Source organism: Pseudomonas sp. LAMO17WK12:I5 (genome assembly GCF_900215165.1).
Classification (GTDB): domain Bacteria; phylum Pseudomonadota; class Gammaproteobacteria; order Pseudomonadales; family Pseudomonadaceae; genus Aquipseudomonas; species Aquipseudomonas putida_A.
In genome coordinates this window covers 210,778-223,842 of record NZ_OBDS01000014.1, presented here as the reverse complement: position 1 = coordinate 223,842, position 13,065 = coordinate 210,778, and the positions used below count along the sequence as shown (strand labels likewise).

Sequence of the window (13,065 nt, the reverse complement as noted above, 5' to 3'; positions counted from 1 at the left end):
CCTGCTCCGCGGCGCTCGGATTGAGGCGCCTTGGCTCCAGTCCTGTCGGCCATGCTTGCGTAACCAAACCAGTACCGTGGACCGGCCTTGAATGCCAAAGCGCCGTTGAGCCTCTTTATAACTCAACTCGCCTTTTTCGACTTGATCTACAACTGACAATTTAAAAGCTAGCGTGTAATCGCGCTGGCTCCGCCTTTTTCCGGTATCCATTGAATCCTCCTGAAGATTGGTCAGAAGGTGTAAACCTTATTCAGGACGCGACACAGGCAACAAAAAAGCCCGCAGACAATCACTTGTCTGCGGGCTTCTGTGCATCTGGCCTAAGGCTTACGCCCGACGTTCATGCATCCGCGCCAGTTGTCGCTCAAGCATCGACGGATAAGGCTCCATCAACCGCTCGACACAGCAGGCCCCCTCAGGGCTGGCGATCGGGCGGATCCGCGCACGCTGACGAATCAGCGCATCGTCTCCGATCTTGCGCTCGACCAGCAGCAGGTTGCGACTGTGTTGCGACAGGGCCAGGGCATCCTGAGCCGAATCGGTCAGCAGCAGGTCGATCTGGCTCAGGCCGAACAACTCGTCGCCCAGGGTCAGGCCCAGTTGCAATTGCAGGGTGATGCCGCTGTCGGCGACTTCGATCTGCAACTGATGGCCCAGCGCCCGCAGCAACTCGCCGCAGCAGATGGCGTTGGTCAGGTAGTCGTCACCGCTGTCTTCGGTGTGGAACAGCATCAGTGTGCTGCCATCGTTCAGGGTTTCGATTTCGCCCTGATACAACGAAGCGGCCTGATCGAGACAATCGCGATAGCGCTCCAGCAACTCTTCCAGACGGGCACGCGGCAGGCGCCGCAGTTGCTCTTGCGAACCCAGCTGGATCGCCAGCACCGCGCTGTGCTGCGGCACGCTTGGTGTCGCTTTACGCGGCGCCGGAACAGCTTCGGTCAGCGACTCGTCGCGCAGATCGGCAAACGGGTCTTCGTCGTCATCATCGTCTTCAACGGTGCTGACCACGTGGCGCGGCGCCGGTTTTTGCGCGGCCATCGGGCGGGTTTCGTCAAAGCTCGGGTCACGCAGGTTGCGCACTTCGAACTCTGGCTCATCCTCTTCCTCGAACTCGGGTTCCGGCTCAGGTTCAGGCGCAGGCTCCGGAGCGTAGTTGGCGTGCAGCTGACGCGCCAGATCGCCGATTTCGTCCTGACGATCTATGCCCGGCGTGTGTTCGTCGATGCGCCGCAGCCAGACGCGCAATTGCAGCAACGGCGTCGATAGATAGCGCCCCATGCGCAGACTCAGGGCCAGCGACAAGGCCAGCAGGATCGCACTGAGAATGCCCATGCTTTGCAGGCTGATGGTCATCGGCTGCTGGAACTGATCCATGTCCAGGCTGATGCGCAGTTGCCCGGCAGTCACGTCCTGGAAGGTGATCTTGCTCTCGTACATGCCCTCGGCTTCGCCCAGCAGGCTGTGCTTGGGGCGCTGACCGGATTCGGCGAGGATGCGGTTGTCCACGCTATAGATAGCGGCGTGTGCCACCAGCTTGTTCTTGGTCAGGTTGTTGAGCAGCACGTTGAGGCTGAGGATGTCGTTGGACACCAACAGTTCAGTGGCAGAGGTGGCGGTCTGCGTGGTCAGGCTTTCGCCCAGCGCATCGGCCTGCTCGTGCATGGCCTGCTTGAACTGCAAGCCCATCACCCCGGCATAGATCACCAGGGCCAGAGCGACCAGGATCACGTTATGGCTGGCAATGCGCAATGCAATCGGTACACGGCGATGGCGCAGTGCACGGAAGATCAGCAGGAAGAAGTTATCGGTTTTAACTGGCGTGGGCCGGTTCACTGAGCTCGGCTCTTTTGTCCGTGAAGTTGACGCGCAGTATAGCGACAGGCCCTAGACCGGCAAAGCGCTCGCGGTGCCCGATGGTCACTGAAAGTGGGTAGAATGCGGTTTTTTTCCAGTTGCGGGGGTGCGCGTTGCGCGAAATCGTCCTGATTAACATCACGGGAGTCGACCGTCCGGGTCTGACTGCGGCCATTACCGGCGTTCTGGCCCAGGGTGGTGTGAACATTCTCGACATTGGTCAGGCGGTGATCCACGACACCCTGTCGTTCGGCATCCTGGTCGAGATTCCCGACTCCGAGCAAGGCAAAGCCGTGCTCAAGGACATCCTGTTCAAGGGCTACGAGCTCGACCAGCAGGTGCGCTTCACCCCGGTGTCCGAAGAGGATTACCAGCAATGGGTGGGCAATCAGGGCAAGAAACGCCACATCGTCACCCTGTTGACCCGCAAAGTGACCGCCGGCCAATTGCAGGCGGTCAGCTCGATCACCGCCAAATATGGCCTGAACATCGACCATATCGACCGTCTGTCGGGTCGCATGCCGCTGGACACTCCGGCGGACAAGGGCAAGGGCTGCATCGAGTTCTCCGTGCGTGGTGAAGCGGCTGATCCGCAGGCGCTGCGTGCCGAATTCCTCAGCGTTGCGCAGGAGCTGAACGTCGACATCGCCTTCCAGGAAGATTCGCTGTTCCGCCGCAACCGGCGTCTGGCGGTGTTCGACATGGACTCCACGCTGATCGAAGCCGAAGTCATCGACGAACTGGCCAAGGCCGCCGGTGTCGGCGAGCAAGTCTCGGCCATCACCGAGCGCGCGATGGCCGGCGAACTGGACTTCCGCGCCAGCTTCAAAGAGCGCCTGGCGTTGCTCAAAGGCCTGGATGTCAGCGTGCTGGACTCGATCGGCGCTTCGCTGCGCCTCACCGAAGGCGCCGAAACTCTGTTCGCCGAACTCAAGCGTCTGGGCTACAAGACCGCGATCCTGTCCGGCGGCTTCACTTACTTCGCCAAACAGCTGCAGGCCAAACTCGGTATCGACTACGTGTTCGCCAACGAACTGGAAGTGGTCGACGGCAAGTGCACCGGCGTGGCCATCGAGCCGATCGTCGATGCGCAGCGTAAAGCGGATCTGCTGAAGGAGCTGGCGCACAAGGAAGGCTTGCGTCTGGAGCAGACCATCGCCGTGGGCGACGGCGCAAATGACCTGCCAATGCTGGCGATTGCCGGGCTGGGTGTGGCGTTCCGCGCCAAGCCGCTGGTCAAACAGTCGGCGAAGCAGGCGATTTCCACCCTTGGGCTGGATGGCGTGCTGTATCTGCTGGGCTTTCGCGATCGCGACGGGCAGCTCTGACATCTCTATCGTCTGACTGGCCTCTTCGCGAGCAGGCTCGCTCCCACAGTTGAAATGCATTCCAGTGTGGGAGCGGGCTTGCTCGCGAAGGTAGCGCCGCCGATCCATCGGCGGGTACTTAAAGCGATTTCCACAACGAATCAAAATCCTCCTCGCCCCCGCCATTCTGCGCGGCCTCCAGCGAGCGATAGGCAAACTGATTGAAACTGTGCGTACTCGCCACCCGTCGATCCAGCCCGGCGCGGTGTTCCTCGCCGTGGGTGTTGATCAGCACTTTATTGCCTTCCTGAAACGGCAGGCGCGGGGCGAGCAAGGTCGCGGGCAAGTCGATGGCGCTGATCTCCGGTAGCAGCAGACCGCGCAAATACTGACTGTGATCATCTCGCGAGCGCACCAATTGCAAACCGCAAGGTTCGGCGTGTGGCGCCACCAGTTCTATGCCCATTTGCGGCCCGCTGCCGCGCACCTGACGAATCCAGCGCACCACCGCAATGCTCCAGCCCTGATTCGTACTGTCCTGAATCCCGAGCATTTCCCCGGCCTGCAATTCGGCGGGTACTTCGCTCGGCCACGCCAGACAATAGCCGCCGGGACTGTGGTTGATCACCGGCAAGCTGTAGGTCGGGTAGTGCGGAGGGCTGTCGGTGTTGTTCTCGTCTTCGCCCAGATGGTCGTACTGGATTTCCTCGTAGGGCAGCAACTCTTCAGTTGCGCCCTGCGGTGCGGCGTCGAAGGCCTGGCTCCAGCTGTCCTTTTCGCCCTGGACCACCACGCGACTGAAGTTGGCCGCGCGAGCACCGGGATGTTTCAGCAGTTCGCTGAAGCTGCGTTCGCCGCCCAGGTAAAAGTGCAGGGCGCTCATGCCGACGCACACGGTCAGGCTGCCTTGACCGGCGGTGCGCTGAAAACTGCGCTCGGCGGCCTGGCCCCAACTGGCGTGCACATGTTGCAGGGTATCGAGGCTCAGTCCTGCCGGGATCGGCAACGGCGTCGACGTCTCCTGCTGCAGTAAATGCGCTTCGATCACGTTCACCAGCGGTTGCGGATCGAAGCCCAGCAGTGCGCCCTGTTGTTCTTTGCGAAACATGCTGCGGTAGCGCGGCCCGGCATCCAGTTCGGCACTGATGGCGAACAATCCATCCTGCGGACTGCCGGGATGCAATTTGAGCAAGGCACTCCACGGTTCCAGCACTTCGGCCAGCCGGGCGATCTGGTTCTGGCGCAGTTGATTGCAACGGGCGCTGCCCAGCAGCAGGGCGGCGATGTAGGTCTGTTCCAGGCTCAGTTCGCTGCTCAAACTCGCCAGATCGTCATGCACCCGACGCTGTTGCAACTGCAAGGCGCAAGCGCAGCGATACAACTGATGCAGCTCGAACCACAGATGTTCCGGCGGCGGGCTGTACAGCTGCGTCGCCCGCAGCAGTTGCCCCTTGAGCGCATGCGCGGCCCGTTGCAGGGCCTGACTGACCAGCGCCGCACGATCCTTGTGATACTTGGGGACAATGCGCAGAACGATCTGCTTGTAGCCGATAGCCAGATGACTTTGCAGCGCCTGACACAGGTTGCTGATCTTGCGCGAACGGTCATCGAGCATGATCGCCTGATGCAGGAAATGCCGCTCCAGATGCTGGCAGACGAAGTAAACCTCAGGGCGCAGCAGTTCGAGGAGTTGCAGGCGATTGTCACTAGGGGTGAGCAATTGGTTAAGTTCGCCCAGGCCTTGGTACAACTGGCGGGCGGTTTCGCCGATGTTGGCCTTGGGCAGGCCGGCGATCCAGCGCTTGAGGTCGCGCGGGGTGGCTTCACAGAACGACAGGCGCGTTTGCGTCGGGATCGGGGCGCGCAGGGAGGGTTGGGGGCGTGACTCACTCATGCCGTGACTGGCTCCAGCGGCGAAATTGGCAACACCAAGAACTCTAGCAGCTGTGGTCTGTTTCGCCGGATGGCGTCAGGCTTTTTGACCGCTGGTCTACTGGCCGGATGCCATTCAACAAGCCCTACTAGTCTCTCAGACGTGCGATCGGAAACGCACGGTTGCACGGCCTGTCCGTCAACCTCGGGCAGGTCTCCCGAAACTTCAAGGAGATGAGGTTCATGTCTAAATATGCAGTGGCAAATCAATGGGGCGGTAGTTCGGCACCGTGGCATCCGGGTGGAACCTGGGTGCTGGGCGGGCGGGACAACCAGCAAGTCGTCGCCATCGAGATCAAGTCGGGCGATGGCGGCAAAAGCTTCACCGGCACCATGACTTACGCCGGCGAAGGCCCGATTGGCTTCAAGGCGCAGCGCACCGGTCAGAATCAATACAACGTCGAGAACCAGTGGGGTGGCAATGACGCCCCATGGCATCCGGGCGGCAAGTGGGTGATCGGTGGCCGGGACAATCAGAACGTTGTCGCGTTGAGCGTCACTTCCAGCGATGGAGGGAAAAACCTCAGTGGCACCAATACCTACGCCAACGAAGGGCCGATCGGCTTCCGTGGGCAGATAGAGTAACGGCGCCTCCCAGGTCGTGTCCGCCCCTTCACAGACGTGTGAAAGGGCGGATCAGCCGGCTCAGGCCGTCGGCAGGGCCAGAGCCTGGCCCATTTGCACTGGCGAACCCGCCACCAGTTCTTCAGCCCATTTCACTTGATCCGGGCCAAACAGCACGATCGCCGTCGAACCCAGCTTGAAGCGCCCCAGTTCCGCACCTTTTTCCAGATGAATCGGCGCACGGGCGGCTTCGTCGTAGCGGAAGGTTTTCAGTTCGCGCTTCGGTGGGGTGACCAGACCGGCCCACACGGTTTCGATCGAAGCGACGATCATTGCGCCGACCAGCACCACGGCCATCGGCCCGCGTTCGGTGTCGAAAATGCACGCCACACGCTCGTTGCGGGCGAACAGCTCCGGAACGTTTTCCGCAGTGGTCTGGTTGACCGAGAAGATCCGGCCCGGGATGTAGACCATCTCGCGCAGGGTGCCGGCCAGCGGCATGTGCACGCGGTGATAATCCTTCGGCGACAGGTAAATGGTGGCGAAGTCGCCGCCCATGAACGGCGCGGCATTCGCCGTGTCACCGCCCAGCAGTTCCAGCACGCTGAAGCTGTGGCCCTTGGCCTGGAACACGCGACCGTGTTCGATCGGGCCGAGCTGGCTGACCGCACCGTCGGCCGGGCTGAGGATCGCGCCCGGAGTCTGGTCCAGTGGCCGCGCGCCGTCTTTCAGGGCACGGGTGAAGAACGCGTTGAAATGCTCGTAGGCGGTCAGGTCTTCGACCAGCGCTTGCGACATGTCCACCTGATAACGCTTGGCGAACCACTGGGTGAAGGCATTCTTGAACCAGCGCACGCGGCACTCGGCGACGCAACCGGCCAGGCGCGACAGCAGGTGATGAGGCAGCAGGTACTGGCTGAGGATAAACAGACGCTCTTTCATTAGTTGTCCTTAGAACCTTGAATCTCGACAGGCGTATCAGGGTGGTTGCCCCATTCGCCCCAGGAACCGGCGTAGCCCTTGACCCGCGGATAACCGAGGGACTTGGCCACCAGATAAGTGAAGCCCGACCGGTGATGGGTCTGGCAGTGGGTAATGATTTCTTTGTCCTTGGTGATCCCGAGGTCTTCGAGGATCTGCGGCATGTCCGTGCGAATCCGCAGCTGACGCGCCTTATCCATGCCGGCGGTCCATTCGAAGTTCACCGCGCCGGGGATGTGTCCACCCTTGGCGGCCAGCACTTTCTCACCGGAATATTCCAGCGGCCCGCGTGCGTCCCAGATCGCCAGATCGGCGGCGCCGAGACGGCTTTGCAGGTATTCGCGGGTTGCCGTCGGCTCGTCGTGCAGGGTCAGCGCCACCGGGCCGCCGACCGCAGGCGGCACCTGGATCGACATCGGCATGCCGGCTTCCAGCCACGCCGGCAGACCGCCGTCGAGGTAGTGGTATTTGTCGTGACCGATCACGTCGAGCAGCCAAATGAAGCGCCCGGCCCAGCCACCGCCCTCGTCGTCATAGACCACGTAGACTGCGTCTGGACGATGGCCCAACTCACCGAACAACGCCTCCAGATCGGCTTTTGCCGGCAGCAGCCCCGGCGCCGGCGGCTGGCCGAGCTGGGTGCGCTTGGGGTCGACAAAGCGTGCGCCGGGCAGATGGCCCTCGGCATAGCGGGCGGCACTGGTCAGGTCCACCAGAATCAGTTCGCTGGCATCCAGCCGAGGGAGCAGGTCGCTCGGTTCGATGACGAGCGGCAAGCCAGAGAAGTCAGACATGTGAGGTCTCCAGAGCACAAAGGGGGGGGATTGTAGCGCAGCCTCATCGGCCACGGCTGCTAAAGCTGTGCAGGGCCTTTTCGATGCACTGTGCGGTTTTGCCAAAGGCTTGCACGCTGATGTCGGCGAACGGCCCACCGCCCTGGTCGGCGACGACGATCATGATCACCCGGCCGTTATTGACCAGCGAACGCAGGAACAGATGCTCGCCACGGAACAGCGCACGCAGGCCCGGCGGCAACAATGCGGAAAATTGTGCGTTGTTCTCGGGGGTGATCCGCACCTGTGCCTGTTGTGCGAGCAGGCGCTGCAAGACTTTGCTCTGACTGACGACAAAATTCAGCGCGGCGGCTTCCTTCGGCAAACCGAAGGTCTGGTTGACCCGCAGATTCGATTGCGTGCGGTCGGCCATCAGAATCATCACCCGGCGCATGCCGCTGGCGACCAGCGCATCACGGGCGGCGACGGTCAGGCTCATGGCATTGGTGAAGCGGCTCGGCTCGGCCAGCAGTTCGGCGCATTGCCGGCGCCATTGAGTCAGATCCTCGGCATTCGGCGCCGCCGCCGGCAGCATCCCGGCCGGCAAGCGATGGGTGCCCCATGGCCATAATAATGAAACGGCCGGGTGCCACAGATCGGGCATGGCATGCTGGCGCGCACTGTTGGCGGCTTGCTGGTGCAACTGCTGCTGCACTTCGTCCATCGAGATTTGCAGATAAAGGCTGGTCAGGTACTGCCAGCGCTCGCTGTGCGGACTGTCCCAGGCCTGTTGTGCCGACAGCGCCAGGCCGTTGGCCAGCAACACGGTGTTGGCCGGCTGGTTGAGCCAGCGGCGCAGGGTCGGATCGTCGTCGAGGCGATTCTGCTGGCGCAACGGATGTTCGCTATCGCGGGCGATGCGCAGTACTTTCACCAGTTCGCGCTGTTCGCTGAGCAGCAGTTTATAACCCTGCTGCACCCAGATCGGCAGGTGCCAGACCTGTACCAGCGCCTCGGCGATCTTCAGCAGGCGCACACCAAACAGTTGCTTCTCGACCGTGCGCGCCGATTCGCCCTTGTGGATAACCCGCAGCTCCCACTCTTCGAGCAATTCGGGAAACGTCAGCGCCAGCGGCCATAACGGCGACAGAAACAACAGGCTGCCCCAGTGAATGTCCTGCCACAGTCGTGCGAGGCGACTGGCAAAAAAACCGTTGGCCTGTTGTGTTGCGTGCTGGCTGATCATCTGCAGTTGGCGCAAGGCCTTGGGGATCTGCATCTGCGGTTCGACGGGCAGACGTGCGAGCAATTCTTCGGTACGCGCCAGACCCAGACGGTTGATCGCCACCTCGAGATTTTCCGCCGGAGCGGCCATGGTGCCGTGGGTGTGACGATTTGCCTCACGGATGATGCTCAAGGCCAGCGCCGGGCTGTCCTGCATCAGGTCGGCGATATCGCGCAGCGAGCTGCGGTTGTCACGGATCGCCCGGCAAACCTTGTCGTGCGCCTCTTGCGGCACGGGCAGGCGCACGCCATCGAGCAGTTTGACCCAGCCCTCGAGCGTGGTCGGTTTTGCGTGTGGGACGTTCGTTTCATTAGCCATGTCTGGACGAGATCTTCACTGACTGTAGACGCGCCCGGCATGGGCTAAATTGGCTTTTCGCCTGAACTGGCTATAGTCTGGCGCAGTTTTGCCGATAAGTAGAAGAAGAGATTTTTTAACTTCCGAATATGACCTTGAACCCGACTTAAATAAGTACTTTCTACCTATGGCTAAAATTATCGGCATCATCGTCGTATTCGCGAGCGTGCTCGGCGGATACGTGCTCTCCCACGGCAAAATTGCCGCCCTGATCCAGCCCTTCGAGGTGATGATCATCGGTGGTGCGGCCCTCGGTGCATTCCTCCAGGCCAACCCCGGTTACATGACGATGCACGTGCTCAAGAAATCCCTGAGCATGTTCAGTTCGCGCTTCAGCCACACGTTCTATTTGGAAGTGCTCGGCCTGATCTACGAGATCCTCAACAAGAGCCGCCGCGAAGGCATGATGGCCATCGAAGGCGACATCGAAGACGCTGCCGCGAGCCCGATCTTCGCCAAGTACCCGGCCGTGCTCAAAGACGAACGCATGACCGCGTTCATCTGCGATTACCTGCGCATCATGTCCTCCGGCAACATGGCACCGCATGAGCTGGAAGGCCTGTTCGACATGGAACTCTACAGCCTCAAGGAAGATCTCGAGCACCCGTCCCATGCGGTGAACGGCATCGCCGACGCCATGCCCGGTTTCGGTATCGTTGCGGCGGTACTGGGTATCGTGGTGACCATGGCGTCCCTGGGTGAAGGCGATCAGAAATCCATCGGTCTGCACGTGGGTGCGGCACTGGTCGGTACCTTCTTCGGTATTCTCGCGGCCTACGGCTTCTTCGGGCCGTTGGCGCATTCCCTGGCGCACGATGCCAAGGAAGAACTGAACGTCTACGAAGCCATCAAGGCCTCGCTGGTGGCGTCGGCTTCCGGCATGCCGCCATCGTTGGCCGTGGAGTTCGGGCGCAAGGTTCTGTACCCGGCGCACCGTCCAAGCTTTGCCGAGCTGGAACAAGCCGTTCGCGGTCGCTAAGCCATGGAAAATAATCAGCCGATAATCATCAAGCGCGTCAAGCGCATAGCCGGTGGGCACCACGGCGGGGCGTGGAAAATCGCCTTCGCCGACTTCGCCACGGCGATGATGGCGTTCTTCCTGGTGTTGTGGCTGCTGTCCACTGCAACACCAGAGCAGAAGATCGCCATCGCCGGTTACTTCAAGGATCCGGTCGGCTTCTCTGAAAGCGGCACGCCGTACATCATCGATCTGGGCGGCACGCCGACCCTGGCGCCGGAAAACACCCTCAACCCTGAGGTGAAGTCGCAGCCGCAACCGGACAAGGTCACGGTCGACACCGAGCAGGTCGAAGGCATGGCCGAGCAGGTCGAGAAAGAACGCCTGGAGCTGTTGCTGCAAGAACTGCAGAACAAGGTCGACGAGAACCCGCAACTGCAGAAGTTCAAGGATCAGATCCTGTTCGAGATCACCCCGAACGGCTTGCGCATTCAGATCATGGACGCGGAAAACCGGCCGATGTTCGACTCGGGCTCGGCACGTCTGAAGCCGTACTTCGAAGACATCCTGCTGGCCATGGCCGACACCATCAAGGCGGTGCCGAACAAGATCAGCATCAGCGGCCACACCGACGCCAAGCCGTACACCGGCACCGGCGATTTCGGCAACTGGGAACTCTCGGCCAACCGTGCCAACGCCGCGCGGCGTGCGCTGGTGGCAGGCAGCTATCCGGATTCGCAGGTGGCACGCGTGGTCGGTTATGCCTCGTCGGCGCTGTTCGACAAGGAAAACCCGTTCAACCCGGTCAACCGCCGTATCGACATCGTGGTCCTGACCAAAAAGGCCCAGGCTGCCATCGAAGGTTCGCAAGGTGCCGACGCGGCCAAGCCAGCCGCCGAAGGTCAGAACGGCGCCGCTCCGGCGACGCCGGTCGATCCGAACGCGCTGCCGGCAGATCAGCAACCGGTGCCGGCGCACGAGTTGCGCGAACGTTTGAACCTGTTCGACGACGCCGCACCGAAACCGGCCGCGCCGGGGACTGCGGCGCCAGCGCCAACAGCTCCGCCAGCCGCTGCACCGGCCCCTGCGCCGAAGCAGTGAGCGACAAAAAAGCCGACAGTGATGTCGGCTTTTTTGTGGCTGTCGATTGGCCTCAGAAACCGCGCCGAATCCGGTTCTTCAGTTGTTCATGGAAAAGATCGGCGTTGCGCTTATAGGTGCCGCTGAAGGATTCGTTGCTCGAATCCAGCGTCATCGAGCGCTTGCTCGATACTTCTTCACGATAGGCATCGATGAAGAAATTCAGATCACTGGCCGTGCTCAGCTTCGGCCACTTGTCCAGATACTCCGGCAGCTTTGCCGGCCCGGTGCGGAACGAGCAGATCCGGCGGTTGCTGATCGTCGCTTCGCCGATTTCGAACGGCACCCACCACGACAGAGCGGTTTTCTCTGAAACCACCGCGAGCAGGTGCGTGCATTCGGTGATGTTGCGGGTGATCACCCCGGTGATGTCGTCGGTGGTCTGCGACTCCGGGTCGAGCACGTCGAGGTAGGTTTTGATATTGGCCTGCATCAATTGCGCATTGATCGCCATGGCCTGCGGGCGATCCATGTGGCGGTAGCTGATGAATACGGGCATCAGAAGTGTCCTTTGAGGGCGAGTTCACGGTAATAGGCGCCGAGCGCCGTGAGGCGGCAGCCAGTGGAGTTAATGGCGGCGTAGTACATGTGCTCGGCATCCACCGGTTCGATCAGGCTGTGGCGATTGCACATTTGCAGTTGCTTGAAAATGTCGCCGTGCTCGGGGTCGAACAGCGCTTCGGTGGGCTCGTAGCTGGGATCGAGTCTGAAAACGAAGCTCGGCTCCGGGAACCAGTCCTTGAGTTTGCGCAGGGTTTCCTCGGCAATCAGCGGCGCGACCTCGCGCAGCGGTACGAACTGCGAGACATTGGTCTTGAATACCGGACGCTGTTCCCAGGCGCCCAGCGCATTGTCGACAAACGAGTAAACGCTACCGGGGGTGACCTTGCCGAGTACGTTGGCAGCGCCACCGTGCAGCGCTTGCAGCAACAGATCCGTGAAGACGCCATGACCGCGACTTTCCAGGGCGTACTGTTCTTTTTTGCAGGCCGTGAGAATGGTCACGCCTTCGCCGATCACACTGCTGCCGCCACGCAGATTGCGCATGGCGCCTGCTGCGCCGGCCTGGCAGCAATCGAGAATGATGATTTTGTTCTTGATGTGCGGGGCCTTGTCCGCCCACTCCAGAATGTCGCTGATGCGGATCCCGTCTCCGCCAGGCTGATAGTCCTGGGGAATCAGGAGTCCTTCGTCGATGCTGGTGTCGAACTGACCATGGCCGGCGAAGTACAGCAGTGCCACGTCACAGTCGCCTGAGAACAGGCTCTGGATCTGCTGTTTCATGTGGCTGAGCGTGAGTTTTTCTTCGGCTGAAGTCAGCACTTTGCTGCTGAAGTTCGGTCGCCCGTTGGCATGACGCTCCAGCACCGACGCCATGGCCATGGCGTCGTTGTTACAGCCGCTCAAGGGCGAGACGTGGTCGTAGTGGTTGATGCCGATAAACAATCCCTTGCGCATGGTTACACCGCCGTGTGCTGACGGATCGCACCAATGATGCTGTTGGTGTTCCACGCGCACTCGGCGTGCGCCGCCTCACGCACGACGCTGGAAATACGCTCGGCGCCGAACGGCTTGATCGCGATGATCACTTTGCCCATGCGCTTGGCGATCTCGATTTCCTTGTTGATCCACTTGCTGTAAGTCGAATACATCCCGGCCATGATCAGCACCGCCGAGCACGGGCGAATCTTGTTCTCGATGGCTTCTTCGAGTTGCTTGTCGGTCTGCGCGCCCATGATCGGGTTGTGCGGCGGCACGGAAAAATTCTTGAAACTGAAATCCGGTCTGGCGCCGAGCAGGCGTACCAGATTGTCGTGAGCGTGGGCGTAGTTCCACGAATGGCTGATGAACAAATGGTAGGTCTGCATGGGGTTCCTCGAAGGTCGCGAAGGTGCGAAGGAGGACCCCAAT

Annotated in this window: 13 protein-coding genes; 4 read left to right on the top strand and 9 right to left on the bottom strand. The window is 61.1% G+C overall.

The window, feature by feature from the left end:
- A partial coding sequence (locus CRO59_RS24225) for a helix-turn-helix domain-containing protein (RefSeq protein ID WP_143503297.1) occupies positions 1–210 on the bottom strand: 210 nt, incomplete at its 3' end.
- A gap of 117 nt (positions 211–327) precedes the next feature.
- Positions 328–1,836: an AhpA/YtjB family protein gene (locus CRO59_RS24220; RefSeq protein WP_027611399.1), complete on the bottom strand. Its 1,509-nt coding sequence runs from the start codon at positions 1,834–1,836 to the stop codon at positions 328–330.
- 134 nt (positions 1,837–1,970) lie between these two features.
- On the opposite strand from CRO59_RS24220, the gene serB reads away from it, so the two are divergent.
- Positions 1,971–3,185, top strand: a complete 1,215-nt coding sequence (serB, locus tag CRO59_RS24215) for a phosphoserine phosphatase SerB (RefSeq protein ID WP_007967407.1) — start codon at positions 1,971–1,973, stop codon at positions 3,183–3,185.
- Between the two features lie 118 nt (positions 3,186–3,303).
- On the opposite strand, the gene CRO59_RS24210 is transcribed toward serB, so the two are convergent.
- Positions 3,304–5,058 (bottom strand): molecular chaperone, encoded by a 1,755-nt coding sequence (locus CRO59_RS24210; RefSeq protein ID WP_097089860.1) that lies wholly within the window; start codon positions 5,056–5,058, stop codon positions 3,304–3,306.
- A 221-nt stretch (positions 5,059–5,279) separates the two neighbouring features.
- On the opposite strand from CRO59_RS24210, the gene CRO59_RS24205 reads away from it, so the two are divergent.
- Positions 5,280–5,681 (top strand): hypothetical protein, encoded by a 402-nt coding sequence (locus CRO59_RS24205; protein WP_027611401.1) that lies wholly within the window; start codon positions 5,280–5,282, stop codon positions 5,679–5,681.
- 60 nt (positions 5,682–5,741) lie between these two features.
- On the opposite strand, the gene asd is transcribed toward CRO59_RS24205, so the two are convergent.
- Genes asd through CRO59_RS24190 form a run of 3 tightly spaced genes read right to left on the bottom strand, consistent with a single transcriptional unit; the run spans position 5,742 to position 9,017 of the window.
- Positions 5,742–6,602: an archaetidylserine decarboxylase gene (gene asd / locus CRO59_RS24200; protein WP_027611402.1), complete on the bottom strand. Its 861-nt coding sequence runs from the start codon at positions 6,600–6,602 to the stop codon at positions 5,742–5,744.
- Positions 6,602–7,435: a thiosulfate sulfurtransferase gene (gene rhdA / locus CRO59_RS24195; RefSeq protein WP_096794757.1), complete on the bottom strand. Its 834-nt coding sequence runs from the start codon at positions 7,433–7,435 to the stop codon at positions 6,602–6,604. The genes asd and rhdA overlap by 1 nt, the downstream gene beginning before the upstream one ends.
- Before the next feature lie 43 nt (positions 7,436–7,478).
- Positions 7,479–9,017 carry an HDOD domain-containing protein gene (locus CRO59_RS24190; protein WP_097089861.1) on the bottom strand — a complete coding sequence of 513 codons (1,539 nt, stop codon included), beginning with the start codon at positions 9,015–9,017 and terminating at the stop codon, positions 7,479–7,481.
- A 166-nt stretch (positions 9,018–9,183) separates the two neighbouring features.
- Between CRO59_RS24190 and motA the strand changes: the two genes are divergently transcribed.
- Positions 9,184–10,035: a flagellar motor stator protein MotA gene (gene motA / locus CRO59_RS24185; RefSeq protein WP_007952169.1), complete on the top strand. Its 852-nt coding sequence runs from the start codon at positions 9,184–9,186 to the stop codon at positions 10,033–10,035.
- 3 nt (positions 10,036–10,038) lie between these two features.
- On the top strand, positions 10,039–11,115 hold the full coding sequence (gene motB / locus CRO59_RS24180; RefSeq protein ID WP_097089862.1) for a flagellar motor protein MotB: 1,077 nt from the start codon (positions 10,039–10,041) through the stop codon (positions 11,113–11,115).
- A gap of 52 nt (positions 11,116–11,167) precedes the next feature.
- Here the strand turns inward: motB and CRO59_RS24175 are convergent, their stop codons facing one another.
- The 3 genes from CRO59_RS24175 to CRO59_RS24165 are packed head-to-tail and all read right to left on the bottom strand — an operon-like array spanning position 11,168 to position 13,022.
- The gene (locus CRO59_RS24175) at positions 11,168–11,653 is read right to left on the bottom strand and encodes a toll/interleukin-1 receptor domain-containing protein (RefSeq protein ID WP_027611406.1); all 486 of its coding nucleotides are present in this window, start codon (positions 11,651–11,653) and stop codon (positions 11,168–11,170) included.
- A complete protein-coding gene (locus CRO59_RS24170; RefSeq protein WP_027611407.1) occupies positions 11,653–12,612 on the bottom strand; it encodes a caspase family protein in 960 nt (319 codons plus the stop codon). Before CRO59_RS24170 ends, CRO59_RS24175 begins: the two co-directional genes overlap by 1 nt.
- Before the next feature lie 2 nt (positions 12,613–12,614).
- Positions 12,615–13,022, bottom strand: coding sequence for a TIR domain-containing protein (locus tag CRO59_RS24165; protein WP_027611408.1), 408 nt, complete (start codon positions 13,020–13,022; stop codon positions 12,615–12,617).
- Positions 13,023–13,065 lie beyond the last annotated feature (43 nt).